At 62.8% G+C, this 26,410-nt stretch carries 20 protein-coding genes; 13 read left to right on the forward strand and 7 right to left on the reverse strand.

Annotated elements, in window-relative coordinates:
- Positions 1-15 precede the first annotated feature (15 nt).
- From BM026_RS23560 to BM026_RS29235, 4 genes are all read left to right on the forward strand, one after another.
- The gene (locus BM026_RS23560) at positions 16-2,973 is read left to right on the forward strand and encodes an autotransporter serine peptidase EprS (RefSeq protein ID WP_093530264.1); all 2,958 of its coding nucleotides are present in this window, start codon (positions 16-18) and stop codon (positions 2,971-2,973) included.
- Positions 2,974-3,016: 43 nt separating this feature from the next.
- Positions 3,017-6,127 (forward strand): autotransporter serine protease, encoded by a 3,111-nt coding sequence (locus BM026_RS23565; RefSeq protein ID WP_093530266.1) that lies wholly within the window; start codon positions 3,017-3,019, stop codon positions 6,125-6,127.
- 87 nt (positions 6,128-6,214) lie between these two features.
- On the forward strand, positions 6,215-7,645 hold the full coding sequence (locus BM026_RS23570) for a polyurethane esterase (RefSeq protein ID WP_093530268.1): 1,431 nt from the start codon (positions 6,215-6,217) through the stop codon (positions 7,643-7,645).
- Positions 7,646-7,780: 135 nt separating this feature from the next.
- Entirely contained in the window at positions 7,781-7,933 is a 153-nt protein-coding gene (locus tag BM026_RS29235; RefSeq protein WP_175507967.1) for a hypothetical protein, read from the forward strand.
- A 47-nt stretch (positions 7,934-7,980) separates the two neighbouring features.
- On the opposite strand, the gene BM026_RS23575 is transcribed toward BM026_RS29235, so the two are convergent.
- A complete protein-coding gene (locus BM026_RS23575; protein WP_071488353.1) occupies positions 7,981-8,205 on the reverse strand; it encodes a YgdI/YgdR family lipoprotein in 225 nt (74 codons plus the stop codon).
- Positions 8,206-8,391: 186 nt separating this feature from the next.
- On the opposite strand from BM026_RS23575, the gene BM026_RS23580 reads away from it, so the two are divergent.
- The gene (locus BM026_RS23580; RefSeq protein ID WP_093530270.1) at positions 8,392-10,038 is read left to right on the forward strand and encodes a VRR-NUC domain-containing protein; all 1,647 of its coding nucleotides are present in this window, start codon (positions 8,392-8,394) and stop codon (positions 10,036-10,038) included.
- A complete protein-coding gene (locus BM026_RS23585) occupies positions 10,035-12,290 on the forward strand; it encodes an ATP-dependent DNA helicase (RefSeq protein WP_093513226.1) in 2,256 nt (751 codons plus the stop codon). The genes BM026_RS23580 and BM026_RS23585 overlap by 4 nt, the downstream gene beginning before the upstream one ends.
- A gap of 38 nt (positions 12,291-12,328) precedes the next feature.
- Here the strand turns inward: BM026_RS23585 and BM026_RS23590 are convergent, their stop codons facing one another.
- Together BM026_RS23590 and BM026_RS23595 are read right to left on the reverse strand one after the other, a co-directional pair.
- Positions 12,329-13,795 (reverse strand): sensor histidine kinase, encoded by a 1,467-nt coding sequence (locus BM026_RS23590; protein WP_093530272.1) that lies wholly within the window; start codon positions 13,793-13,795, stop codon positions 12,329-12,331.
- Positions 13,792-14,502 (reverse strand): response regulator transcription factor, encoded by a 711-nt coding sequence (locus BM026_RS23595; protein WP_071488349.1) that lies wholly within the window; start codon positions 14,500-14,502, stop codon positions 13,792-13,794. The genes BM026_RS23590 and BM026_RS23595 overlap by 4 nt, the downstream gene beginning before the upstream one ends.
- Before the next feature lie 245 nt (positions 14,503-14,747).
- Between BM026_RS23595 and BM026_RS23600 the strand changes: the two genes are divergently transcribed.
- Positions 14,748-16,448 (forward strand): cytochrome c biogenesis protein DipZ, encoded by a 1,701-nt coding sequence (locus BM026_RS23600; RefSeq protein ID WP_093530274.1) that lies wholly within the window; start codon positions 14,748-14,750, stop codon positions 16,446-16,448.
- Between the two features lie 15 nt (positions 16,449-16,463).
- Positions 16,464-17,162 carry a peptide-methionine (S)-S-oxide reductase MsrA gene (msrA, locus tag BM026_RS23605; RefSeq protein WP_093530276.1) on the forward strand — a complete coding sequence of 233 codons (699 nt, stop codon included), beginning with the start codon at positions 16,464-16,466 and terminating at the stop codon, positions 17,160-17,162.
- 14 nt (positions 17,163-17,176) lie between these two features.
- Here the strand turns inward: msrA and BM026_RS23610 are convergent, their stop codons facing one another.
- Both BM026_RS23610 and BM026_RS23615 read right to left on the reverse strand, forming a co-directional pair.
- Positions 17,177-18,127 (reverse strand): alpha-E domain-containing protein, encoded by a 951-nt coding sequence (locus BM026_RS23610; protein WP_093530278.1) that lies wholly within the window; start codon positions 18,125-18,127, stop codon positions 17,177-17,179.
- 2 nt (positions 18,128-18,129) lie between these two features.
- Positions 18,130-19,539 (reverse strand): circularly permuted type 2 ATP-grasp protein, encoded by a 1,410-nt coding sequence (locus tag BM026_RS23615; RefSeq protein ID WP_093530280.1) that lies wholly within the window; start codon positions 19,537-19,539, stop codon positions 18,130-18,132.
- 371 nt (positions 19,540-19,910) lie between these two features.
- On the opposite strand from BM026_RS23615, the gene BM026_RS23620 reads away from it, so the two are divergent.
- The 3 genes from BM026_RS23620 (at position 19,911) to BM026_RS29430 (ending at position 20,900) form a co-directional block, all read left to right on the forward strand.
- Positions 19,911-20,456 carry a hypothetical protein gene (locus tag BM026_RS23620; RefSeq protein WP_071488345.1) on the forward strand — a complete coding sequence of 182 codons (546 nt, stop codon included), beginning with the start codon at positions 19,911-19,913 and terminating at the stop codon, positions 20,454-20,456.
- An 85-nt stretch (positions 20,457-20,541) separates the two neighbouring features.
- A complete protein-coding gene (locus BM026_RS23625) occupies positions 20,542-20,754 on the forward strand; it encodes a hypothetical protein (RefSeq protein ID WP_071488344.1) in 213 nt (70 codons plus the stop codon).
- Between the two features lie 11 nt (positions 20,755-20,765).
- Complete coding sequence (locus tag BM026_RS29430; protein ID WP_010210499.1) at positions 20,766-20,900, forward strand: hypothetical protein; 135 nt, start codon at positions 20,766-20,768, stop codon at positions 20,898-20,900.
- On the opposite strand, the gene BM026_RS23630 is transcribed toward BM026_RS29430, so the two are convergent.
- Together BM026_RS23630 and BM026_RS23635 are read right to left on the reverse strand one after the other, a co-directional pair.
- A complete protein-coding gene (locus BM026_RS23630; protein WP_093530282.1) occupies positions 20,891-22,243 on the reverse strand; it encodes a cation:proton antiporter in 1,353 nt (450 codons plus the stop codon). The two genes, BM026_RS29430 and BM026_RS23630, sit on opposite strands and share 10 nt — an antisense overlap.
- A gap of 58 nt (positions 22,244-22,301) precedes the next feature.
- Positions 22,302-23,228, reverse strand: coding sequence for a LysR family transcriptional regulator (locus BM026_RS23635; RefSeq protein WP_092243486.1), 927 nt, complete (start codon positions 23,226-23,228; stop codon positions 22,302-22,304).
- A 306-nt stretch (positions 23,229-23,534) separates the two neighbouring features.
- On the opposite strand from BM026_RS23635, the gene BM026_RS29520 reads away from it, so the two are divergent.
- Positions 23,535-25,529, forward strand: a complete 1,995-nt coding sequence (locus BM026_RS29520; RefSeq protein ID WP_093530284.1) for an aminotransferase class I/II-fold pyridoxal phosphate-dependent enzyme — start codon at positions 23,535-23,537, stop codon at positions 25,527-25,529.
- A 40-nt stretch (positions 25,530-25,569) separates the two neighbouring features.
- Positions 25,570-26,409, forward strand: a complete 840-nt coding sequence (locus tag BM026_RS23645) for a transporter substrate-binding domain-containing protein (RefSeq protein ID WP_093120979.1) — start codon at positions 25,570-25,572, stop codon at positions 26,407-26,409.
- The last annotated feature ends 1 nt before the right edge of the window (position 26,410 follow it).

Genomic DNA, 26,410 nt, shown 5'->3' on the forward strand with positions numbered 1-26,410 from the left:
AAAAGGAGGGTTTCAATGCTCTGCGACTCACACCGTTTCAAACCGCTTGCCGCCGGTTCCTTGCTGCTGGTGTCCGTTGCGGCGCAGGCGGCCTATACCGAGGCCGGTCAACCGGGGAACGCTGCCAGTTGGCGTTCCGCCGAATTCCAGAGCGACTGGGGGCTGGGCCGCATGAAGGCGGATGAAGCTTACGCCGCTGGTATCACGGGTAACGGGGTGAAGATTGGTGCGCTGGACTCAGGTTTCGATCCCGACCACCCGGAAGCCGCCAAGGATCGCTATCACGCCGTCACCGCCAATGGCAGTTACGTCGATGGCAGCCCCTTCGGCACCAGCGGCGCGCTCAACCCCAACAATGACTCCCACGGCACCCATGTCACCGGAACCATGGGCGCGGCCCGTGATGGCGTCGGCATGCACGGCGTGGCCTATAACGCGCATATCTTCGTGGGCAACACCAACGCCAACGACAGCTTTCTGTTTGGTCCGACCCCGGACCCCAAGTACTTCAAGGCGGTGTACAGCGCCCTGGTGGATTCCGGCGTGCGCGCCATCAACAACAGTTGGGGCAGCCAACCCAAGGATGTCAGCTACCAGACCCTGGGTGATCTGCACGCCGCCTACGCCCAGCATTACAACCAGGGCACCTGGCTGGATGCGGCGGCGGACGTAGCCAAGGCCGGTGTCATCAACGTGTTCAGTGCCGGCAACAGTGGTTACGCGAATGCCAGCGTGCGCTCGGCGTTGCCGTATTTCCAGCCGGAACTGGAGGGGCACTGGCTGGCGGTATCGGGGCTGGATAAAGCCAATAGCCAGAAATACAACAAATGCGGCATCGCCCAGTACTGGTGCATTTCTACGCCTGGCGCGCTGATCAACAGTACCGTTCCCGGCGGTGGCTACGGCGTGAAGTCCGGCACCTCGATGTCGGCACCGCATGCCACGGGTGCGTTGGCATTGGTGATGGAGCGTTATCCCTACATGACCAACGAACAGGCATTGCAAGTGCTGCTGACCGCCGCCACGCAGCTCGATGGTTCGATTACCCAGGCGCCCAACACCACGGTGGGTTGGGGCGTACCGGACCTGGGACGGGCGATGCACGGTCCGGGGCAGTTACTCGGGCCGATGAACGTCAGCCTGGCGGCCGGGCAGGGCGATGTCTGGAGCAATGGCATTTCCGACCAGGCCCTGCTCCAGCGCCAGGCGCAAGACGCCGCCGAGCACAGCGCCTGGCAGCAGACCCTGATCGACAAGGGCTGGCAAAACGGTGTGGGCGCCGCTGCCAGCCAGCAGGACCAGACCGATTACGCGGTCGGCACAGCACGCGACCAGGCGGCCGCGACACGGATTTATGAAGGCAGCCTGATCAAGTCCGGCGCAGGCACGCTGGTACTCGACGGCGACAGCACCTATCGCGGTGCGACCACCGTCAACGGCGGGCTGCTGGCGGTCAACGGTTCACTGACGTCTGCGGTGACCGTCAATGACCGCGGTACATTGGGCGGTTCCGGACGGATCGGCGCGCTGTCGGTCAACACGGGTGGACGAGTGGCGCCGGGCAATTCGGTGGGCACCTTGCAGGTGGCGGGTGACGTGAATCTGGGCGCGGGTTCCACCTATGCGGTGGAGCTCACGCCCACCAGTAGCGACCGTATCGTCGCCGGGGGCAAGGCGATCCTGGGCGGCGGCAACGTCAGCCTGGCGTTGGAAAACAGCCCGACCTTGCTCAGCGGCGCACAGGCGCAAAGCCTGATCGGCCGCCAGTACAGCATCCTGCAGGCGGCGGGTGGCATCCAGGGCCGATTTGGCCAGGTGTTGCCCGGCTACCTGTTCCTCGGTGGCACCCTGGGTTACGCCGCCAATGGCGTGCAATTGGACGTGGTCCGCAGCGCCGCCACGTTTGCCAGCGTCGCGGCGACCCGCAACCAACGCAATGTGGCGATCGCCGCCGAGCAACTGGGCGCGGGCAACCCGGTGTATGAAAGCATTCTGCAGTCCGATTCCGTCGAGGTGGCGCAACAAGGCTTGCAGCAACTGTCCGGTGAAATCTACCCGGCCATCGGCGCCATGGTGATCAACGACAGCCTGCAAGTGCGCGACGCCGTGGGCGAGCGCTTGCGCCACGTGCCGGTCACTGCTGAAAGCAACCTGTGGCTCAAGGCACTCGGTGCCTGGGGCAAGCGCGACAGCCGCAGCGAAACGGCGGGTTCCACCACGTCCCTCGGTGGCCTGCTGGGCGGGGTCGATGGTGCGCTGGACGAGCAGACGCGCGTGGGCCTGGTCGCCGGTTACAGCGACAGCTCCTTGAATATGGGCAGCGGCACGCATGCCTCGGCGTCCATCGACAGCTATCACCTCGGCGCGTATGTCGGGCGCGAGCTGGGTGATTGGCGCATCAGTGCCGGTGGCGCCTACAGCTGGCATCGCGGTGACGTGAAGCGCGACCTGCACTACGGCGCCGTCAGCGGCAAGCAGAAAACCAAACTGGAGGCGCGCACGGCGCAACTGTTCTCCGAAGCCGCCTACCGGATCAACCTGCAACCCTTGGCGCTGGAGCCGTTCGCCAACCTGGCCTATGTGCACCTGGACAGTGACCGCTTCCACGAAAAAGGCGACGCCGCCGCGCTTGAGCGTGGCAGTGATCGCCGGGACGCCGTGCTCGGCACCCTTGGCGTGCGTGCGTTGAAAACCATTGCCCTGAACGATCACCAGCCACTGCAGCTTTCCGCTTCGCTGGGCTGGCAACACAGCCTCACCGCCGTCGAATCCGCAGAGCACCTGGCGTTTGTCGCCGGTGGACCGTCATTTGCCGTGGGCAGTTCGCCGTTGCTGCGGGACGCCGCGCTGGTCGGCGTGCAGGCCAGCCTGGCGTTGAGCCCCGCCATGCGGGTCAACCTTGATTACAACGGCCAATTGGGTGGACGTGAGAAAACCCAGGGGGTGGGGCTGAGCCTCAACTGGCAGTTCTGAAGCGACTTACACACGTTCAATAAGAAAACTAAGGAAGGTCAGCGTGAACAAAAGCAAGTCAGGGTTAACAACCGCCATCCACACCGCCTTGGGCTACCCGCTCAGCGCGACCCGCAGCGCGCCATACGGTGCCTTGCTGTGCTGCCTGGCAAGCCTGGGAACCGCCCAGGCCGCACCCTATGTGGAAACCGGCAAGCTGGGTGACGCCGCCAGCTGGCGCAGCACTGAATTCAAGGCCGACTGGGGCCTGGGCGCCGTGCATGCCGACGCCGCGTATGCCGCGGGCTATACCGGCAAGGGGGTCAAGCTGGGGATCTTCGACCAGCCGGTGTACGCCCAGCATCCGGAGTTCGCCAGCCCCGGCAAAGTCGTGACGATTGTCACTGAAGGCATACGCCAGTACACCGACCCGTATATCCCGGTGAAGGCCGGCGATGCGTTTCGTTATGACGGCACGCCGTCGCTGGGCTCCAACGGCAAGCTGGGCAACCACGGCACCCATGTCGGCGGTATCGCCGCAGGCAATCGCGATGGCGGGCCGATGCATGGCGTGGCCTTCGATGCGCAAATCATCAGCGCCGAGAACGGCGACCCAGGCCCGGAAGACGGCATCATCCTTGGCAACGATGGCGCGGTGTACAAGGCCGGCTGGGACGCATTGGTCGCCAGTGGCGCACGGATCATCAACAACAGTTGGGGCATCGGCATCGGCGACCAATACGCCCAGGGCGGACGCGACCCGGCGTTCCCGAATTTCACGGTCAATGAAGCGCAGGCGCAGTTCAATAACATCCGGCCGATCCTCGGTACGATCGCCGGGGGCGCCTACCAGGGCGCCATCGACGCGGCCCGCAGCGGCGTACTGACGATCTTCGCCGCCGGCAACGACTACAACCGCAACAACCCGGATGCGATTTCCGGGCTGGCGTACTTTGTGCCCGAGATTGCGCCCAACTGGCTGTCCGTCGCGGCCTTGCAGCAGAACCCGGACACTGCGAGCGCCGACCCGTATGTGATCAGTACGTTCTCCTCGCGTTGCGGCTACGCGGCGAGCTTCTGCGTGTCGGCCCCCGGTACCAGGATCTACAGCTCCGTCATCAATGGCACCAATCTGGACAACCTCACCACCGACTATGCCAACTTCAACGGCACCTCCATGGCCGCGCCTCACGTGGCCGGCAGCGCGGCCGTGCTGATGCAGCGTTTTGCGTACATGAGCGGCGACCAGATCTCGACGCTGCTCAAGACCACCGCCACCGACCTCGGCGCACCGGGCATCGACTCGCTGTATGGCTGGGGCATGATCAATCTGGGCAAGGCGATCAATGGCCCAGGCATGTTTGTCACGGCCGAGGACATCCCCGCCGAGTTCCGCATCGACGGCGCCTATGGCAGCGGTCAGTTTGTCGCGGATCTGCCGGGCGTGGGCGCGGTGGTCGATGCCGGCAAACCGACACAGCGGCTGTGCAACGATGTGCATTGCGGGCTGGACGTGTGGAGCAATGACATCGCCGGACACGGCGGCTTGACCAAACAAGGTATCGGCACCTTGGTGCTCACCGGCTACAGCACTTACAGCGGCCCGACGCTGGTCAACCAGGGCCTGCTGGCCATCAACGGCTCAGTCATTTCGAACGTCACCGTCAGCCAGAGTGGGGTGGTTGGGGGGAGCGGGCGCATCGGTTCGTTGTTGGCGAAAAACGGCGGCACCGTAGCGCCGGGCAATTCCATCGGCACGCTGAACGTGGCCGGGGACGTCACCTTTGAGCCCGGGTCGACCTATGCCGTGGAGCTGTCGCCCACCAACAGCGATCGCATTGTGGCGGGAGGCACTGCCACCTTGAACGGCGGCACGGTGACCCTCGCGCTGGAAAACAGCCCGACACTGCTCAGCGGTGCCCAGGCGCAAAGCCTGATCGGGCGCCAGTACAACATCCTGCAAGCCGCCGGCGGCATTACCGGCAGCTTTGGCGCGGTGCTGCCCAACTACCTGTTCCTTGGCGGCAACCTGAATTACGCGGCCAACGGCGTGCAACTGGACGTGGCGCGTAACGCCAACAGTTTTGCCAGCGTGGGCGCCACGGACAACCAGCGCGCCGTGGCCAGCGCCGCTGAGCAACTGGGCGCGGGCAACGCCGTGTATGAAAGCCTGCTGTCGGCGCCGAACGCGGCATCGGCGCAAGGGGCTTTCCAGCAGCTGTCTGGGGAAATCTACCCGGCATTGGAAACGGCCTTGGTCAACGACAGCCGCTACGTGCGTGAAGCCGTGGGCGAGCGCCTGCGCAATGGCGAGATGGGCGCACCCAGCGAGACGCTCGACAGCCGTGGCAACGTGTGGGTGAAGGCCCTGGGCGCCTGGGGCAAGACCGACAGTCGCAGCGATACGGCCGGCTACACCACGTCCGTCGGCGGCATGCTCGCGGGGGTGGACGGTGCGCTCGACGAGTCCACGCGCATCGGTCTGGTCGCCGGTTACAGCGACACGTCACTCAACATGGGCAGCGGTACCCATTCCCGTGCTTCGGTCGACAGCTATCACTTCGGTGCGTACGCCGGGCATGAGATCGGCGCCTGGCGCCTGAGCGGCGGCGCCACCTACAGCTGGCACCGCGCAGACGTGAAACGTGACCTGCAATACGGCGATGTTTCAGGCAAACAGAAAGCCAAGGTTGATGCACGCAGCACCCAGGTGTTCACCGAAGCGGCCTACCGGGTCAATCTGCAACCGCTGGCCCTGGAACCGTTCGCCAACCTGGCCTACGTGCACCTGGACAGCGATGGCGTGACCGAAAAAGGCGACGCTGCTGCACTCAAAAGTCGCGACGACAGCCGCGACCTGGTGCTGAGCACCCTGGGTATGCGTGCCTTGAAAACCTTCACCGTGAATGACCACCAGCAACTGGAGGTGTCCGGCACCCTGGGCTGGCAGCACAACCTCAGCAGCAATGACTCTGAACAGCACCTGGCGTTTGCCTCGGGCGGCCCGTCGTTTGCGGTGGAAAGTGCGCCGATGGTGTGTGATGCGGCGCTGGTCGGGGCGCGGGTGAGCCTGGCGTTAAGCAAGCAGGCGCGAGTGAACTTTGACTACAACGGCCTGCTGGCCAGCAAGGAAAAAGTCCATGGCGTGGGCTTGAGCCTGGACTGGGCGTTCTGAGGGTTCAGCGACCTTTGCGGGTGCCGGCACACCGGCACCCGCAGGTTTGGCTTTCTCGACAACTCCAACAAAAGAGAGGCACACCCCATGGGGATCTTTGACTATAAAAACCTCGGTGCCGAGGGTTCCAAGGCGTTGTTCGCCGATGCAATGGCGATCACGTTGTACACCTATCACAACCTGGATAACGGCTTTGCCGTGGGGTACCAGCACAATGGCCTGGGGCTTGGCCTGCCCGCCACGCTGGTCGGCGCATTGCTCGGCAGCACCGATTCCCAGGGCGTGATCCCCGGCATCCCGTGGAACCCGGATTCGGAAAAAGCCGCCCTGGACGCGGTGCACAAGGCCGGATGGACGCCGATCAGCGCCAGTGCCTTGGGCTACGGCGGCAAGGTCGATGCGCGAGGTACATTCTTCGGCGAGAAGGCCGGCTACACCACGGCCCAGGTCGAGGTGCTGGGCAAGTACGATGATGCCGGCAAGCTGCTGGAAATCGGCATTGGCTTTCGCGGCACCTCCGGACCACGGGAAACCCTGGTCAGCGATTCTATCGGCGATCTGGTCAGCGACTTGCTCGCGGCCCTGGGGCCCAAGGACTACGCGAAGAACTACGCCGGCGAAGCCTTTGGCGGTTTGCTCAAAAATGTCGCCGACTACGCCAGCGCCCATGGCCTGAGCGGCAAGGACGTGGTGGTCAGTGGGCATAGCCTGGGTGGGTTGGCGGTCAACAGCATGGCAGACCTGAGCAACAGCAAATGGTCCGGCTTCTACAAGGACGCCAACTACGTGGCCTATGCCTCGCCGACCCAGAGTGCCGGCGACAAGGTGCTCAATATCGGCTACGAAAACGACCCGGTGTTCCGGGCCCTGGATGGTTCGTCCTTCAACCTGTCGTCCCTGGGCGTGCACGACACCCCCCATGCGTCGACTACCGACAACATCGTCAGCTTCAACGACCACTATGCGTCGACGCTGTGGAATGTGATGCCGTTTTCCATCGTCAACCTGCCGACCTGGATCTCGCACCTGCCCACCGGCTATGGCGATGGCATGACGCGCATCCTGGAGTCGGGCTTCTACGAGCAGATGACCCGCGATTCCACGGTGATTGTGGCCAACCTGTCCGACCCGGCACGGGCTAACACCTGGGTGCAGGACCTCAACCGCAATGCCGAGCCGCACAAAGGCGATACCTTCATCATCGGCAGCGACGGCAATGACCTGATCCAGGGCGGCAAGGGCGTGGACTTTATCGAGGGGGGCAAGGGTAATGACACCATTCGCGACAACAGTGGGCACAACACCTTCCTGTTCAGCGGCCACTTCGGTAACGATCGGGTGATCGGCTATCAACCCACGGACAAGTTGGTGTTCAAGGATGTGGAAGGCAGCACCGACTTGCGTGACCATGCAAAAGTGGTCGGCGCGGATACGGTGCTCACCTTTGGCGCCGACTCAGTGACCTTGGTCGGCATCGGGCAAGGCGGCCTATGGGCGGACGGTGTGAGTATCGGTTGAATAAGGCTAAACGCAGCGGCGTGGAAATCCTTCGGTAAATAAATATCTACCTGGTTGTCGCGACGGATCGCTCGGTGTGCCTGCGTTTAACGATCAAGCGAGCCGTTTCGCGTGATGACGTGGGAGGAACCGAGCATGTCCCGATTGCGATTGTTGCTGTGCGCCCTGGTACTGCTGGGGTTGGCTGGGTGTGCGGTGTACCCGGCGTATCCTGGCCCGTGCTGCTATCACCCGTACTACCACTCGTACTATTACCATCCCTACTACCACCCGTATTACCGCTATTAACCGAGCGATAATGCAAAAAAAGCCCCGCACTGCGGGGCTTTTCATTGTTATTTTTCTTTGATAACCGTCGCGACATCGGCGGCTTTGACTCGGATGCGCTTGCCGGCGATATCGGTAAATTCGTAGAAACCGTCGGCGGTCTTTGCGTTGGGGGTGTCCTTGGTCAAATACTGCGTGCCATTTTGCAGCGTCACTACGGTTTGCGTTGCGCAACCGGCCAGTACCAGAAAAGTGAGTGCAACCAGCGGCAGCCCCAGATTCTTCATGTTCATAACCCTTACCTTGACCTTGAAAAGTCCCGCGCCAGAGGCGACGGGCGACAAATGTTACGCCATCGATTCTCCCATCTGATCACTTTTATAAGAAAAGTTGCAGGTGCCATTTATCTATTACCGATTGCAACAGGGCATTTGGGACGGCACTCTGTATGCATAACCAGTATTCGATCAGCGCGTGAAATGACCAACCCTCTCGACGATCCCCTGTATTACCTGCATAACTTCCGCCGAGTGCTGCTGTGGCTGGCACAGCGCTATGCCGATTTGCTGGACCCGGACGAACAGCTTTTTATTCAGCAATTTGACAGGTTGCCGCAGGCGTCCCAGGCGCTTTTGGTGCGTATGGTGATGCGCAAGGGCGTGCATTTTCGGGCCCGCAAGCTCAATTACCTGGAGATTGGTTGCCCCCATGCGGCTGCCGGGCCGCTGATGGAACTGGGTTGGGTGGACGATCAGTACCTACTGGCCTTTGAAGAGCTGTTCGCCGTGCTGCAAAAAGCTGAAATCCTGGCCGCGTTCAAGCCGTGGATAGACCAGCCCAAAGGCAAGAAAACCGATTGGCTGGAAGGGCTGTCGGCGCAATTCATGGACAGCCGCAGCTTTGCCACCTGGTGCCCCGAGCTGGCCGACAGGTTGTTCAGCCTCACGGTGATGGAGCTGTGCGACCGTCTGCGCCTGATGTTCTTCGGCAACCTGCATCAGGACTGGTCCGAGTTTGTATTGGCTGACCTGGGCATCTACACCTATGAAAAGGTCGAGTTCTGCGCCGAATCCCGTGGTTTGCGCCATCGTGACGATGTGCAGGGGTATCTGTTCCTGCACCACTGCCAGCAGGCCTTCGAGGCCGGTGAGCCGCTGGAAGATGTACTGGCCGGGATCGCCACGCTGGACACCGATAACCCCTGGCTGGAAAAACGCCGCGCCAAGCTGTTGTTCCAGATTGGTCAATATTGCGAACGCACTGCCGAGCTGGCCGTGGCGGAGCGGATTTACCGGAGCTGCACCTACCCCGGTGCCCGCTCACGGTTGATCCGCGTGCTGGAGCGCCAGGAGGACTACGCCCAGGCCATGGCCCTGGCGAACACGGCCCAACAGGCCCCGGAAAGCGCCGCCGAACAGCAGCACTTGCTGCGTGTCATCCCACGCCTGCGCCGCAAACTGGGCGAGCCGGCGTTGCCCAAGGTCAAGCCACGGCCGGTCACGCGCCTGGACCTGGCCCTCACTCCGCCGGAATCCTTGATGTCGGTGGAGTACTGCGTGCAGGCGCACCTCAGCGAGCCGGATGGGCCGGTACATTATGTGGAAAACGGCCTGATCAATTCGTTGTTCGGCCTGCTGTGCTGGGACGTGATTTTTGCGCCGTTGCCGGGTTCGTTTTTCCACCCGTTCCAGCGCGGCCCCGCCGACCTGCACAGCGCGGATTTTCACCAGCGCCGTGCGCCGCTGTTCGCCGCGTGTTTCGAGCAACTGCAGGACGAGCGCTACAAAACCACTATCCGCCAACGCTACCGCGACAAATGGGGCATCCAGTCGCCCTTCGTGTTCTGGAACCTGCTCAGCGAAGAGCTGCTGGAGCAGGCCCTGGCCTGTTTGCCCGCCGAGCACCTGCGCTACTGGTTCGAGCGGCTGCTGCTGGACATCCGCGCCAATCGCGCCGGCATGCCCGACCTGATCCAGTTCTGGCCCGCGCAAAAGACCTACCGCATGATCGAGGTGAAAGGCCCCGGCGATCGCCTGCAAGACAACCAGCTGCGCTGGCTGGAGTTCTGCGGCGAGTACCAGATGCCGGTGACGGTCTGCTATGTGCGCTGGGCACAATCCGCTTGAGCTACACCGTCGCGGTGCGGGCGCTGTGCGAGTTCACGGCCAAGGTCGGTGACCTCGACCTGCGCTTCACGCCGTCGCCGAGCGCCCAGGAAGGCATCGCCGGCCACCGTACCGTAGCGTCGCGGCGCAGCCAGCACTACCAGAATGAAGTGGCGCTGGAGGGGCAATACCAGCAACTCACGGTGCGGGGCAGGGCGGACGGCTATGACCCGGATGCCAACCGCCTTGAAGAAGTGAAGACCTATCGCGGTGACCTCGATGCCCAGCCCGCCAACCATCGGCAATTGCACTGGGCCCAGGTCAAGGTGTATGGCTGGTTGATGTGCCGCAAACTCGGGCTCGCGCAAATCGACCTGGCGCTGGTGTACTTCGATATCGTCGGTGAGGGCGAGACCTTGCTCAACCAGCGCTTTCAAGCCAGTGAACTGGAGCCGTTCTTCAACCAGCAATGCGCGCTGTTCCTCGGCTGGGCCGAGCAGGAAATGCAACACCGCGCAGCGCGCAACGGCGCCGCGCAGACCCTGGCGTTCCCCCATGCGGATTTTCGCCCTGGCCAGCGCTCACTGGCCGAGTCGGTGTACAAGGCAGTCAGCACCGGCCGCTGCCTGATGGCCCAGGCACCGACCGGCATCGGCAAGACCATCGGCACGATTTTCCCGTTGCTCAAGGCCCTGGCGCCCCAGCAATTGGACACGTTGTTCTTCCTCACCGCCAAGACTCCCGGCCGCAAACTCGCCCTGGACGCCGCCCAAGTGCTGTATGCCAGCAGCCCCGGCTTGCCGTTGCGTGTGCTGGAACTGGTGGCGCGGGACAAAGCCTGCGAGCACCTGGACAAAGCCTGTCATGGCGACTCCTGCCCATTGGCCAAGGGCTTCTACGACCGCTTGCCCGCCGCGCGCATCGCCGCGTCCAAGGTGCGCCTGCTCGACCAGCGCAACCTGCGTGACGTGGCCCTGGCGCATCAGGTCTGCCCGTATTACCTGAGCCAGGAAATGGCGCGCTGGGCTGACCTGGTGGTCGCTGACTACAACTACTACTTCGACTTTGGCGCCATGCTGTTCGGCCTGGCCCAGCTCAACCAATGGCGTGTAGCGGTGCTGGTGGACGAGGCTCACAACCTGGTCGAACGGGCGCGTTCGATGTACAGCGCCAGCCTCGACCAGTACCACCTCAAGACCCTGCGCGACAGCGCCCCGGAACCGTTGAAGAAACCCTTGCAGCGCCTCAACCGTGAGTGGAACGCGCTGCACAAGGACCAGCTTGCGCCGTACCAGGCCTACGCCGCCCGCCCGGACAAACTGTTGCAGGCCCTGAGCCTGTGCGCCAGCGCCATGGGCGAATACTTCAACGAGCACCCCGAGTCCCTCAGCGGCGACCTGCAAGCCTTCTATTTCGATGTGCTGCAATTTGCCAAGGTGGCGGAGCTGTTCAACGAGCACTTCATTTTCGACATCAGCAAGCGCCAGCTCAGCGGCAAACGCAGCAGTTCCACCCTGTGCCTGCGTAATGTGGTGCCCGCCGAATTCATCCGCCCGCGATTGACGGCTGCCCGCAGCAGCGTGCTGTTTTCCGCGACCCTGAGCCCCCGACATTACTACGCCGACTTGCTGGGTTTGCCGGCGGATACGGCGTGGGTCGATGTGGAGTCACCGTTCAAGGCCGAGCAGTTGCAGGTGCGCATCGTCGCTGAAATCTCCACGCGCTTTGTGCACCGCCAGGCCTCGCTGGAGCCAATCGTCGAGCTGATTGCCCGCCAGTACACGCAACAACCTGGCAACTACCTGGCGTTTTTCTCAAGCTTTGATTACCTGCAACAGGTTGCGCAGTTGCTCGCCGAGCGACATCCGCAGATCGTGCTATGGCAGCAGTCACGCGGCATGGCCGAGGCCGAGCGCCAGGCGTTCCTCGACCAGTTAACCGAACACAGCCAGGGCATCGGCTTTGCCGTGCTGGGCGGCGCATTTGGCGAGGGCATCGACTTGCCGGGGGCACGCTTGATCGGTGCGTTCATTGCCACCCTCGGGTTGCCGCAACTGAACCCGGTCAATGAACAGATGAAACTGCGCATGGGCGCGATCTTCGGCGCTGGCTACGACTACACCTACCTGTATCCCGGCCTGCAGAAAGTGGTGCAGGCGGCGGGGCGGGTGATCCGTAGCCAGCAGGACCGTGGCGTGGTGATGCTGATCGATGACCGTTTCGGCGAAGGCCAGGTACGCCAGTTGTTGCCGCGCTGGTGGGCGCTGGCTTGAGTTTTTCCTGCCATCAATGAGGCTGGTGCCGGGGCCGGTCATCGCGCTGATGCTCGGGTTTCCAGGGAAAACGTAAAGGTTGCGCCTCGGCCAGGGCGGTCCACCAGGCTGATGCTGCGCCCGTGCAGTTGCAGGATGCGGTGCACGATTCGCAGGCCCAACCCCCCGTCGCGCCGGGCGCCGCCAATGGTGAATGCGCGCAGGAACAGGCCTTCGCGTAATTCGGCGTCGATGCCCGGGCCGCTGTCGCTGACGGTGACGGCTACCGCATGGGTTTGAGGCGTCAGGATGACCTCGATTTCGCCGTTGACCGGGGTATGCCGCAGGGCATTGTCCAGCAGGTTGGTCAGCACCCGTTCTATCAACCCCAGGTCTGCCTGCACCGTCGGCACCTGCGGCGGCAGGCTGGCCGTCAGCGTGATGCCGCGTGCCTCGGCAGTCAGTTCGAATTTCTGGAAGATGTCCTGCACCAGGTCCGGCAATGAAAAACCTTCGATCACCGGCTGCACAAAGCCATGCTCCAGGCGCACCAGTTCCAGCAGCGATTGGGCCAGGCCGCCGACTTTGCGGCTCTGGTCTAAAGCAATCCCGAGGTAGCGGCGGCGCTCTTCAGGGCTGAGGCTGGCATCCTTGAGCGACAGGGTTTCCAGGTAACCGTGCAACGAGGCCAGCGGTGTGCGCAGGTCATGGGAGATATTCGCGACCATTTCCCGGCGTTCCTGGTCCTGGTGGGTGATGGCGCGCCACTGTTCGCCCAGGCGGTTCTCCATTTGCGCGAAGGCGTGATCCAGCACGGCGATTTCATCGCCGCTGGTGAGTGGCACTGCAACGGATTCTGCCGGTTTGGGCGCGCCATTGATGTCGAACTGGCCAACCTTGTCAGTGAGTTGACGCAGCGGTCGGGTGATCCAGGCAAACGCGATCAGGCCGGCCGTCAGGCAGAGCAGGGCAACCAGGCCGATGGACCACAGGGCGATCTTCAAGGCCATGCCGGTGGCGTCCTTGGCGTCGTACGCATCGTGGGCTTCACCGAGCAGGACCACATACAGGAACCCGATCTGCTGCCCGCCGGCGGTGAGTGGCGCGGCGCTGAATACCTTGCGCCCATCGACACTGCGCGGGTCGTCCCCGAGGATCGGCAGCATGAAGCCCGCGAGGAAGCGCCGGATGGGCGCCAGGTCGACCTTGTCGCGCAACAGGTGGCCGCTGGGTGCGGCGTTGCCGACCACGCGGCCGTCGATGTCGAGCAGGTACACCTCGACGCTGGGGTTGACCAGCATCAACTGGCTGAACAGGTTGCGCACGGCGTCGGGCTTGAGGCCGTCGGCGTCCATCAATTGGGTGTCGCGGGCGATGTGCGCCGCGAGATCGCGGGACAGGCCTTGCACCACCTCCAGCTCGTGCATGTGGTTGGAACGCACCTGCAGCCACGCCGAGGTGCCGCTGCAGATCAACAGCAGTACCGCGAACACCAGCGACAGGCGCTGGGTGAGGGTGAGCTTCATGGCGGGCTCTCGGCAAACTTGTAGCCACGGCCCCACACCGTGAGGATGCGCGCCGGGTTGGCCGGGTCGGCTTCGACCTTGGCCCGCAGGCGGTTGATGTGGGTGTTGACCGTGTGTTCATAGCCTTCGTGGCTGTAGCCCCATACCGCGTTGAGCAAGTCCATGCGCGAGAACACTTTGCCCGGTTGGCGCGCGAAGAAGTACAGCAGGTCGAACTCCCGTGGGGTAAGGTCCAGGCGCTGGCCTTGCAGGGTGGCGTCACGGGTCAGCGGGTTGATGAACAACTGGCCGAGGTCGAGGCTGCCGGCGTCCATCTTCAGGTTGCGCGCCATGGCGTCGACCCGGCGCAGCAACGCTTTCACCCGGGCCACCAGTTCCGGCATGGAAAACGGCTTGGCCAGGTAATCATCCGCGCCCAGCTCCAGGCCGAGGATGCGGTGCAGTTCGCTGGAGCGTGCACTGGTGATGATGATCGGGGTGTAGCGCGTCATGGCACGGGCGCGCCGGCAGATCTCCAGGCCATCCACGCCAGGCAGCATCAGGTCGAGGATCAGCGCATCCCAGCCGCCTTGCTCCAGCAGGCGCAGGCCTTCATTGCCATCGGCGCTGTGCACCACGTCGAACTGTTCATCACGCAGGTGCAGGCAGATCAGGTCGGCGATATGGGCATCGTCCTCGACCACCAGGACACGTTTGGGCTGATCCATGTAAGAGAAACCTTCGCTTGTAGTTCGCGCATTGTGCGGCTTTTGCAACAGTGTAGTTATCACGAATTGTTTAACTCTGCGTGAGGATTCCGCGACGGTAAACAGCCCAACATTCCCGTTACTTCAAAGAGGGAAAACACCATGTACTCACGCCGACAAATACTCCTGGCCAGTGGCGACCTGGATGTCGCCATGACGTTCGCGACGGCGTAAGCCAATGTCTTTTTCTTATAAGGGTCCATCCCATGTGGCTTCTGGTTCTCGCGTACCTGGGCGGCGTGCTGACAATCGTCAGTCCGTGCATCCTGCCTGTTCTGCCTTTTGTCTTCGCTCGCACCGGGCAGCCGTTTTTGCGCAGTGGCTTGCCGCTGTTAGCGGGGATGGCGGTGACATTCGCCCTGGTGGCCTCGCTGGCGGCGGTGGGCGGCGGTTGGGTGGTGCAGGTCAATCAATTCGGGCGCTGGCTCGCGTTGCTGTGCGTTGCCCTGTTCGGACTCACGTTGTTGTTGCCGCAACTGTCGGACCGCCTGACGCGCCCGCTGGTGGCCGCCGGCAGTCGTTTGTCGCAAGCCGCCGGGGCCGATGCCCGGCCGCGGCCGGGCGCGTCGTTCCTGATCGGCGTGGCCACCGGGCTGCTCTGGGCACCGTGCGCCGGGCCGATCCTGGGGCTGGTGCTCACCGGCGCGGCGCTGCAGGGCGCCAGCATCGGTACTACCTTGCTCTTGCTGGCTTACGCCGCCGGTGCTGCCACCTCCCTCGCGCTGGCGTTGCTGGTCGGCGGTAAGGTGTTTGGTTTCATGAAGAAGTCTCTCGGTGCCGGCGAATGGCTGCGCCGGGGCCTGGGTGGGTTGATGCTGGCCGGTGTGGCCGCGATTGCGCTGGGCCTCGACATGGGCGTGCTGTCGCGGCTGTCGACCGCGTCCACCGGTGGCCTGGAACAAAGCCTGGTGGATCGCCTGAGCGCCAAGCCGGCGCAGCCGGGCGGGGCGATGATGATGGCCGCCAATCACAGCGACACCTTGCCGATCGAAGGCGCGCTGCCGCCCCTCGACGGTGCCGTGCAGTGGCTCAACAGCCCGCCACTGACCACCGAAGCACTCAAGGGCAAGGTGGTGTTGGTGGACTTCTGGACCTACTCCTGCATCAACTGCCTGCGCACCTTGCCGTATGTAAAGGCCTGGGCCGAGAAATACCGCGACCAGGGCCTGGTGGTGATCGGCGTGCATGCGCCGGAGTTCGCCTTTGAGCGCGACGTGAACAACGTCACCCAGGCCATGAAGGACCTGGGCATCACTTACCCTGTGGCCATCGACAACAACTACAAGATCTGGCGCGCGTTCAACAACCAGTATTGGCCGGCCCATTATTTCGCCGATGCCAAGGGTCAGATTCGCTACCACCACTTCGGTGAAGGCGACTACGCCGAGTCGGAGCGGGTGATCCAGCAGTTGTTGCGTGAAGCCGGCGCGAAGAACGTCGCGGGCGGCTTGATCGAAGCCGATGCCAAGGGCGTGCAACAAGCGCCGGACATGAACGAGGTGCAGTCGCCGGAAACCTACCTGGGTTCGCAGCGCGCCGAAAACTTCGTCAAGTCCGGCACCCTGGCACTCAACCAGTGGACCCTGCAAGGCCAATGGAACGTCGGCGGCCAGCAAGCCACTCTCGACCAGGCCGGTGGGCGCATCGTCTACCGCTTCCACGCCCGCGACCTGCACCTGGTGCTCGGCCCGGGCGCCGACGGCAAGCCGGTGCGTTTCAAGGTCACGATCGACGGCCAGGCCCCGGGCGGTGCCCATGGCACCGACGTCGCACCGGATGGCAGCGGCACCGTCACCGAACAGCGTTTGTACCAACTGGTGCGTCAGCCGGGCGCCGTGCAGGACCGCACCTTCACCATTGAATTCCTTGACCCCAACGTGTCGGCGTATGCCTTCACCTTTGGTTAACCCGGAGTGCCTGCCATGAATGTATTCAAATACCTGCCAGTCCTGGCCTTCGCAGCGTTCGTCGGTCAAAGCCCGGCCTTTTCCTTTGGCGCCGCCGCCGACGACGCCGTGGTGATCGCGCCGCCCGCCCTGGACCTGCCCGCCGAAGCTGGCAACCTGCAAACCGCTGTGTTCGCCGGCGGCTGTTTCTGGGGCGTTCAAGGGGTGTTCCAGCATGTGCAAGGCGTGAAGAACGCCGTGTCCGGCTACGATGGCGGCGCTGCAAGCACGGCGCAATATGAGTCCGTCAGCGACGGCAACACCGGCCACGCCGAAGCGGTTTCCGTCACCTACGACCCGAGCAAAATCAGCTTCGGCAAACTGCTGCAGATCTATTTCTCAGTGGCCCACAACCCCACCGAACTCAACCGCCAGGGCCCCGACACCGGCACCCAGTACCGTTCGGCGATCTTTGCGCAGAACGCCGAACAGCAAAACGTCGCCCAGGCCTACATCGCCCAGTTGGACGCCGCCAAGTCTTTCGACAAACCCATCGTCACTAAAATCGAGATGGGCAAGGTGTTCTACCCGGCGGAGTCCTATCATCAGGACTTCCTCACCGAGAACCCGTCCTACCCCTACATCGTGATCAATGATCTTCCGAAGGTGGCGCAGCTCAAGAAACTCTTTCCCGACCAATACCGCGCCGAGCCGGTGCTGGTAAAACACCAGTAACCCCCGGTTGTGGATTACACAACCTCCAGGTACGAGCTGTGAATTGCTCGCGCCAACTCGCGCACGGTGTCGATAAACTCGGTGAGACGGCTGTGCAAGCCGTCTTCAAGGATTTCATCAATCCCCGTATACCGCAGCCGCGCCTCGAACTCCGCCGCCAGGCGCTGCGCCGTGCGCCCATAACTACCAGGCAGGTCCGCCAGGATATGGCTCAACTCCTCGATGCACGCATGCAACGAGCGCGGCACATCGCTGCGCAACAGCAGTAATTCGGACACGGAACGGGCGTTCAACGCGTTCGGGTACAGCTGCGTATACGCCTCGAAGGACGACAACGCGCGGAGCAGGGCGCTCCACTGGTAATAACCGCGTGCCGACAAGTCACTGACTTCTTCCGATTCTTCGCCGAACATCTCGTAGCGCGCATCCAGCAAACGCAGGGTGTTGTCGGCACGCTCGACAAAGGTGCCGAGGCGAATGAACCGATAGGCGTCATTGCGCATGATCGTCCCCGAGGTTGCCCCACGAAACAGGTGCGAGCGCTGCTTGACCCAATCACAGAAGTGGCTGATGCCGTGTCGTGCCAGGCCGCCGGCGGCGATGCTGCGCATTTCCAGCCAGGTGGCGTTGAGGTTTTCCCACATGTCGGCGGTGATGCGCCCGCGTACGGCGTGGGCATTGCCACGGGCGGCGCGCAGGCAGTTGTAGATGCTGGCGGGGTTTTCTTCGTCGAGGGCGAAGAAGTGCAGCATGCGCTCGGCATCCAGCTGTTTATGGCGTTCAAGGTAGCTGTCCAGGGTGCCGCTGCTGAGCAACGACATGGCCAGTTCGTCCAGACCGTCGCTGCGCCCGGCTTGTGGCATCAACGACAGCGAGTAACTGACTTCGAGCATGCGCGCCAGGTTTTCGGCACGCTCCAGGTAACGGGACATCCAGTACAGATCTGCGGCGGTTCTACTCAACATACTCAGCCCTCCACCACCCAGGTGTCCTTGGTTCCGCCGCCTTGCGACGAGTTGACGATCAACGAGCCTTCCTTCAATGCCACGCGGGTAAGCCCACCGGGCACCAGGCGGGTTTCCTTGCCCGACAGCACAAAGGGCCGCAGGTCGATATGCCGTGGGGCGATGCCGTTTTCAACGAAGGTGGGGCAGGTGGACAGGCTCAACGTCGGTTGGGCGATGTAGGCGTGGGGACGCGCCTTGATGCGCTGGCGGAAGTCCTCGATCTCGGCGGCGCTGGAAGCCGGCCCGACCAGCATGCCGTAGCCACCGGAACCCTGGGTTTCCTTGACCACCAGTTCCGGCAGGTGAGCCAGTACGTGGGACAGTTCATCGGGCTTGCGGCACTGGAAGGTCGGTACGTTTTGTAGCACCGGTTCTTCGTCCAGGTAGAAACGGATCATTTCCGGCACATAGGGGTAGATCGACTTGTCGTCCGCCACGCCGGTGCCGATGGCATTGGCCAGCACTACGTTGCCGGCGCAATAGGCCGCGACCAGGCCGGGGACGCCGAGCATCGACTCGGGGTTGAAGGCCTTGGGGTCGAGGAAGGCGTCATCGATGCGCCGGTAAATCACGTCGACCGGCTTGGGGCCGTCGGTGGTGCGCATGAACACCTTGAGGTCTTGCACGAACAGGTCGGCGCCTTCCACCAGTTCCACACCCATTTCCCGGGCCAGGAACGCATGTTCGAAGAACGCGCTGTTGAAGCGGCCCGGGGTCAGTACCACCACGTTGGGGTTGTCCAGGCGGCTGGAGCTCTTCAACGTCTTGAGCAGCAGGTTGGGGTAGTGGTCCACCGGCGCGATGCGTTGCTTGGCGAATACTTCGGGGAACAGGCGCATCATCATCTTGCGGTCTTCGAGCATGTAGCTCACGCCGCTGGGGGTGCGCAGGTTGTCCTCGAGCACGTAATAGGTGCCGTCACCGTCACGCACCAGGTCGACACCCGAGATATGCGAGTAGATGTCGCGGTGCAGGTCCAGGCCGACCATGGCCTTCTGATAGCCCTCGTTGCCCAGCACCTGGTCCGCCGGAATGATCCCGGCCTTGATGATGCGCTGGTCGTGGTAGATGTCGGCGAGGAACATGTTCAGCGCATTGACGCGCTGGATACAGCCGCGTTCGATAACGCTCCATTCACTGGCAGGGATGCTGCGCGGGATGATGTCGAAGGGGATCAGGCGCTCGGTGTCTTGTTCGTCGCCGTAGAGGGTGAAGGTGATCCCGGCGCGGTGAAACAGCAAATCGGCTTCGCGGCGACGCTGGGCCAGCAGTTCCGGCGGCGTATTCGCCAGCCAGCGGGAGAAGTCCTGATAGTGCGCACGGCAGGCGCCGTTTGCGTCATTCATTTCATCGAAGAAAGATCGAGCCATTCCAGTACCTTGTCAGTGCCGAGGGACGCTTGGGTGGCACTGCCGTTTCAAAAAACGCATTTTTATGAGCCCGTGGCTAAGGGTGCCACTGGGCCTGGTCCTTACTTTCTTGTGGGGGCGGCTCTGGGTCGGGGGGTAACGAATGCTCCTGTATCCGGGCAGATGAATGGATAAAGCAATGCCTGTGCCGAAACCCTGAATTGCTTGTAGTGAGGGGCGTGTCGTGGCGAGCAAGCCCGCTCACAACAACATGCCCGCTCACCAGAAGGGGGCAGTGCCTGGCAGGCGCCCCGACTTGGTGCATGAACAAACTTGAACTTCACTCGCCGCTGATTCTTCTAACAGGACTTGAACCAGCAGGGAGCACCGTCATGCCCAGAATCATCTCTCCCCATACACCGGAAGCGGCCCTGACCGACCACAGCGAACACAACGCCAAGATCTTCGGTTCGCCCAAGGACCGTCTGGACTTCTACCGGCGCGAGATCCAGTACGAAACCACCATCCTGGCCAACCGCACCGACGCTTATCTCACGGCGCAATCGTTCCTGGTGATCGCCTTTGTTTCCGGCATGGGCAACCTCAACCCGGAGTGGGGCAAGCTGTTTACCCTCGTGGTGCCGGTGTTCCTGGTCTCGCTGGGCATTCTCAGCTCCCTGAATGCCTGGCCAGGCATTCGGGCGGCGTACGAAATCATCGATCACTGGCACTACAAGCAGAGCGAACTGCTGCGCAGCGAGCCGGTGATGGGCATGGCCTATGATGAGTCGCCGCTATTTTCCGAAATGGAGTCGTCCCACAAGGGCTATCGCAAGTCGCTGCTGTTCTCCATGCGTGCGCCCTGGCTGTTCATGGTGTTCTGGCTGGTGCTGGGGATATACGCGTTCTATATCCAGGTCGACAACCCGATCCGCTGAGCAATCGGACGGAACTTCGCCGGGTGGCGCAGCGCCTTACCTGTAGGCCCTGCTGATTTCCCTGCGGCCTGTAACGAGGTGACCCATGAGCACAAGCAAAGACCCGCAACTCGATAACCGCAACGACCCGGCCATCGACGGCGGCGAACCGGCTCCCGGTACCGCTGCCGACGCACCGAAAGACCCGGTCCCGGCCAAAGACCCCAAAGCCAGGGAAAACGACTACAGTCCAGACTTCAAGCCCGAGCGCGAGCCCAAGCCTGAAACCGATGCCGATATCGATACCCAGGGCGGTTAGAGGAGACGGTCATGTCCAAAGAACTCGACGACGAACTCAACGACCCGGGCAATGAAGACCCCGGTTCCTTGATGGATGATGCAGAAGTGCCGCTCAACGACCTGGATGACGCGGCAGACGTAGGCAATACAGAGCGTCAGGACTGAGCGTCCGCCTTGGCTCGTCGTTCATACCACACCAGCATCGGCTGGGTACTCAGGCCATGAACGACGATGCTCAAGGCAATGACTGACAAGGTCAGGTTTACCGCCACCGCGCTGCTGGTGCCAATCAAGCCGTGGTTGAGCGCGTAGAACAGGTAGTAAATACTGCCGATCCCGCGAATACCAAACCACCCCATCAGCCCGCGCTGGCGCAGATCAATCAAGCGGCCCCAAGGCATTGCCAGCACGCCCAGCGGGCGGATCACGCAGAACAGCAGTGCCGCCACCGCCAGTGCGCGCCAATCCCAGTGGCTGACCAGCACGATGCCCAGCACCGTTACCAGGAACACCTCCATCGAACGCTCCACCAGGCTGCCGAACGAGAGCATGTCGCCCATCATCACGCCGGCGGCGATCTGGGTGTCTTTCAGTTCGCTGACATCACCTTGCAATGCGTGTTCTGGCTCTACTTCCAGGTGACCCACCACCGGCAGCGCCAAATGCTCCGACGGGGTCTGCGAGTTCCCGGTCGAGCGGAACTCCGCCTGGCGCAAGCCAAGCCCCGCCGCGAACACTGACAGGAAGCCATAGCCGCCCACCGCCTCGGCGACCACATAGGCCAGTGCGATCAGTGCGAGCGTCAGGTAGTCATTGGGCGAGAGCGTGCTGTCACTGTTGCTGATGCGCAACCATAGGGTCACGCGGCCTATGCCACGGCCCATCCAGTAGCCGATCAACAACCCGGCCGGCACCGCCCAGAGCAGATTCTTCAGCACCCAACCGCCCAGCCAGCCACCGTCGAACCCGCCGTGCTGCATGAACAGCAGGGCGAAAATCACAAACGGGAAGGCCGTGCCGTCGTTCAGGCCCGCTTCGCCGGACAGCCCGAAGCGCAGCGCATCATAGTCCTGGGCATTATTGACCTGCACCAGGCCTGCCAGCACCGGGTCAGTCGGGGCCAGAATCGCCCCGACCAGCAGTGACACACCCCACGACAATGCAAACAGGTAATGCAGCGCCAGGCAGATGCCGAGGATGGTCAACAGCATCACCGGCCCGGCCATGCCGAACGCGATGCGCCAGGTTCGGTGCTTGAGTGGCAGACGCAGCTTCAAGCCGCTGACGAACAGCGAAAACAGCACCGCGACTTCAGTGAGGTGCTCCATCCAGCGCGCAGAGTTTTTGATGTCCAGGTGCAACAGGTCGACGCCCAGCGGGCCGATGCCTACCCCCAGCAACAGGCACACCGCCGAGGTGGTGACCGGCATCCAGCGCAGGTAGGAGGAGGTGAGGGCAAGGGTGAGCAAGACAGTGCCCAGTACGGCCATCCATAGAATAAAAGTCATCGAGCGTGCACCGAGGCCGTGGTCTGTTCAGGTTGGAGGACCGCGGCCGGTGACGGGTTCAATGTGATTGGATCAACTGCGAGCCAATGGTTTTCACGCGGATCATGTCCATCAGCTGGCGCAATCCCGGCTGCGGCTGGCGCCGGCTCGGGTAATACATGCACAACGGCTCGCCCATGCAGGCCCAGTCGGGCATGACCTCCACCAGGCGACCGTCCTTGAGCTCCTGCTGCACGCGGTTGGACAGGCAGTAGGCGATGCCCACCCCTTGCAGCGCCGCATTGACGATGGTCTCGGTGTCGGCTGCGCTGAAGTGGCCGGGCACGTCGATGCGTTGCTGGCGACTGCCGTTGCCCAGTTCCCACTTATAGGTAGTGTTGTCGCCCAGGTACATGCGGATGCAGGCGTGTTGCAGCAGGTCTTTGGGCTCCTGCGGCGTGCCCCGGCGGGCCAGGTAGGCGGGCGACGCGACCACGATCCAGCGCAACTCACCGGTCAAGGGCACGGCGACCATGTCCTGGGGCACGGTGGCACCGTAGCGGATACCGGCGTCGTAGCCCTCGGCGATGATGTCGATCATCTGGTCCTGCACGATCAGGTCCACGCGCAGTTGCGGGTAGGTGGCGCAGAAGTCCCCGAGGATCGGCGCCAGCAGCAATACCGCCGCATCCCGCGGCACGTTCAAGCGCAGCCGGCCAATCGGTGCTTCGCGGTACAACTCCAGGGTGTCGAGGCCGTCCTTGATGGTGGCGAAGCCCTGGTTGAGTTTTTCTGCCAGCAGCGAGCCGGCATCGGTGGGTTCGACGGCACGGCTGGTGCGGTACAGCAGTTTGACCCCCAGTCGGGTTTCCAGGTTGCGCATGGTGTGGCTCAGGGCCGAGGTGGTCACACCCAATTCGTGGGCAGCATGGCGAAAGCTGCGACGGCGGATGATCGCCATGAACACGTTGAGATCGGCCAGTTCGGAACGGTTGAAAGCAGCCATTTGCAAGTCTCTTATGCAGGAGTTCGGCTGGGTGCGGCGTTGAGCCCGATTCAACCGTGGATGACTTAGGGTAATTGTTTTTCCAGGCATTATTGCAAGCCACTGGATTTTTTCATGCGCGTCGAGACCATCCGAATTAGCCTCGCGCCTCCTGCGGAATCGCCATAGCGACCTCTTTGGACGATAAACGACACCGGGTCAGACATGCCCATTGAACGAGTGTTCAGCTTGAACTATGTTGACCGCATCCGCCCGTTTGCAACAGAACGGGTTAGCGCTGTTTCTTCTTGAACGAGAGGCTCTGGCATGCGGTTTTCCCCCTTCGTCGAACGAATTGCAGGGCAGGGCGTAGCCGCCTGGGACATCCACCACGCGGCGTTTCACGCCGCCAGCCAGGGCGAAGACATCATCATTCTCAGCGTCGGCGACCCGGATTTCGCCACGCCGTCCTTTATTACCGACGCTGCCGTCAGCGCCTTGCGCGAAGGCGACACCCACTACACCGAAATCCCTGGCCGCCCGGCACTGCGCGAAGCGATTGCAGCACGCTACAGCCAGACGCTGGCACGCCCGCTGGACGGCGCAAATGTGATCACGGTGGCCGGTGCGCAGAACGCCTTGTTCGTCACGTCGCTGTGCCTGTTGCAGGCCGGTGACGAGGTGCTGGTGCTCGACCCGATGTACGTCACCTACGAAGCCACGCTCAAGGCCAGCGGCGCCACACTGGTACGCGTGCCGTGTTCCCCTGAGTCGGGCTTCCGCGTCGATCCGGCGCTGCTCGCCGCCGCGATCACCCCGCGGACACGGGCGATTTTCTTCTCCAACCCGAACAACCCCACCGGCGTGGTCCTTGACGCACAGGAGTTGCAGGCCATCGCTGAGCTGGCCATCGCCCATGACTTGTGGGTCGTGGTGGATGAGGTCTACGAAAGCCTGGTGTTCGACGGCGAGTACCACAGCCTCGCCGCGCTGCCGGGCATGGCCGAGCGCTGCGTGGTGATTGGCAGCCTGTCCAAGTCCCACGCGATGACCGGTTGGCGCATCGGCTGGCTCATCGCCACGCCCGAACTGATCGCCCATGCCGAAACCCTGGTGCTCAGCATGCTGTACGGCTTGCCCGGCTTTGTGATGGAAGCCGCCACCGCCGCCGTGCTGGCCCATGATGAAGTGACCCGGGGCATGCGCGAGATCTACCGGCGCCGCCGCGACCTGGTGGTGGCCGGGCTGAGTGCCTGCCCCGGAATCCAGGTACAGGTGCCGCAAGCGGGGATGTTCGTGCTGGTGGACGTGCGCGGCACCGGCTTGGGCTCCCTGGATTTTGCCTGGCGTCTATTTCGCGAAGCCGGGGTATCGGTGCTGGACGCGGCGGCCTTCGGCGAGCCCGCGCAAGGTTTTGTGCGGTTGTCGTTCACCCTCAGTGAAGAGCGCCTGGCACAGGCCTGCCAACGTATCGCGCAGTTTGTCGCCAAGCTGGCCGGTGAGCCACGTATCACCGCCACGTCCAGGGTTGAAGTGGCGCAACCCGTCGCAGCCAAGAAGATGATCGAGGTCATCGACCTGCACAAGCGCTTCGGCAATATCGAAGTGCTCAAGGGCATTTCCCTCACGGCCCACGAAGGCGAGGTGATCTCGCTGATCGGCGCCAGCGGCTCGGGCAAAAGCACCTTGCTGCGCTGTATCAACATGCTCGAAGTGCCGGACCAGGGCAGCATTCATGTGGACGGCGAAAGCATCAAGCTCAACTACGGCCGCCCCGGCGCGCCCCTGGTCGCGGATGCCAGGCAGTTGGTACGGATTCGCTCGACCCTGGGCATGGTGTTCCAGAACTTCAACCTGTGGCCCCATCGCACGGTGCTCGAAAACCTCATCGAAGCCCCCACCCAGGTGTTGCGCGAAAGCCGCGCCGAGGCCATCGAACGCGCAGAAAGCCTGCTCGACCGCGTCGGCCTGGCCGCCAAGCGCAACGAATACCCGGCCTTCCTTTCCGGTGGCCAGCAACAGCGCGTAGCGATTGCCCGGGCGCTGGCCATGCGGCCCAAAGTCATGCTGTTCGACGAACCCACTTCGGCCCTCGACCCGGAGTTGGTGGGCGAAGTGCTGCGGGTGATCCGTTCCCTGGCTGAAGAGGGGCGCACCATGATCCTGGTCACCCATGAAATGGCATTCGCCCGGGATGTGTCGTCGAAAGTGGCGTTCCTGCACCAAGGCATGATCGAAGAAACCGGCTCGCCGGACACGGTGTTTATCGACCCACGCAGTGAACGTTGCCGACAGTTCGTCAACGCGCATCAAACTCGCTAACTCCAGAAAAAGACGGGGAAAAATCATGAAATCCAAGCATATGGCAACGTGGTTGGGCAGTGCAGTGCTGATGCTGGCCGCAGGTTTCTCCTGGGCGGCCGACAAACCCATCGTGTTTGCGGTGGCGGCCGAACCCTACCCGCCGTTTACCGTGAAGGGCGGTAACGGCCAGTGGTCCGGGTTCGAGGTGGACCTGATCCACAAGCTCTGTGAAGGCATGAAAGCCGAATGCCAGATCAAGGAAGTGGCGTGGGACGGCATTATTCCCTCGCTGCTGGCGAAGAAGATCGACGTGATTTTCTCGTCGATGTCGGTGACCGACGAGCGCGAAAAACAGATCGCGTTCAGCCGCGCCTACTACGATTCCCTGCTGGGCGTTGCGGGGCCGAAAGGCAGCGAAGTCGAGATCTCCCCGGCGGGCCTCAAGGGCAAGTTGATCGGCGTGCAGATCTCCACGGTCAGCGCCAATTACCTGAAGAAGTATTACGAAAACATCGCCGACCTCAAGTACTACGACACCCAGGAATCGGCCAACGCCGACCTGATTGCCGGGCGTATCGACTACATGATGGCCGACGACACCGCCATCGCCATGATGGTCAAGACCCCGGAAGCCAGCGGCCTGGCGCACATCGCCAGCGTGCCCTACGACCCGATCATCGGCCGTGGCGTCGGCGCTGGCCTGCGCAAGGAAGACACCGCGCTCAAGGCCCGGCTGGACAAGGCTATTGGCGAATTGTTGGTGAGCAAGGACTACGACGACCTGTCGCAGCACTATTTCGGCCTGTCGGTCAGCCCGTGCAAGCGCACCGATACCCCGGCGTTCGTGAGCAAGACCTGTGACAGCCCGTACCCGCAAATCGCCCAGAAGACCGAATAAC

This window comes from Pseudomonas sp. NFPP24, assembly GCF_900112095.1.
GTDB lineage: Bacteria > Pseudomonadota > Gammaproteobacteria > Pseudomonadales > Pseudomonadaceae > Aquipseudomonas > Aquipseudomonas extremorientalis.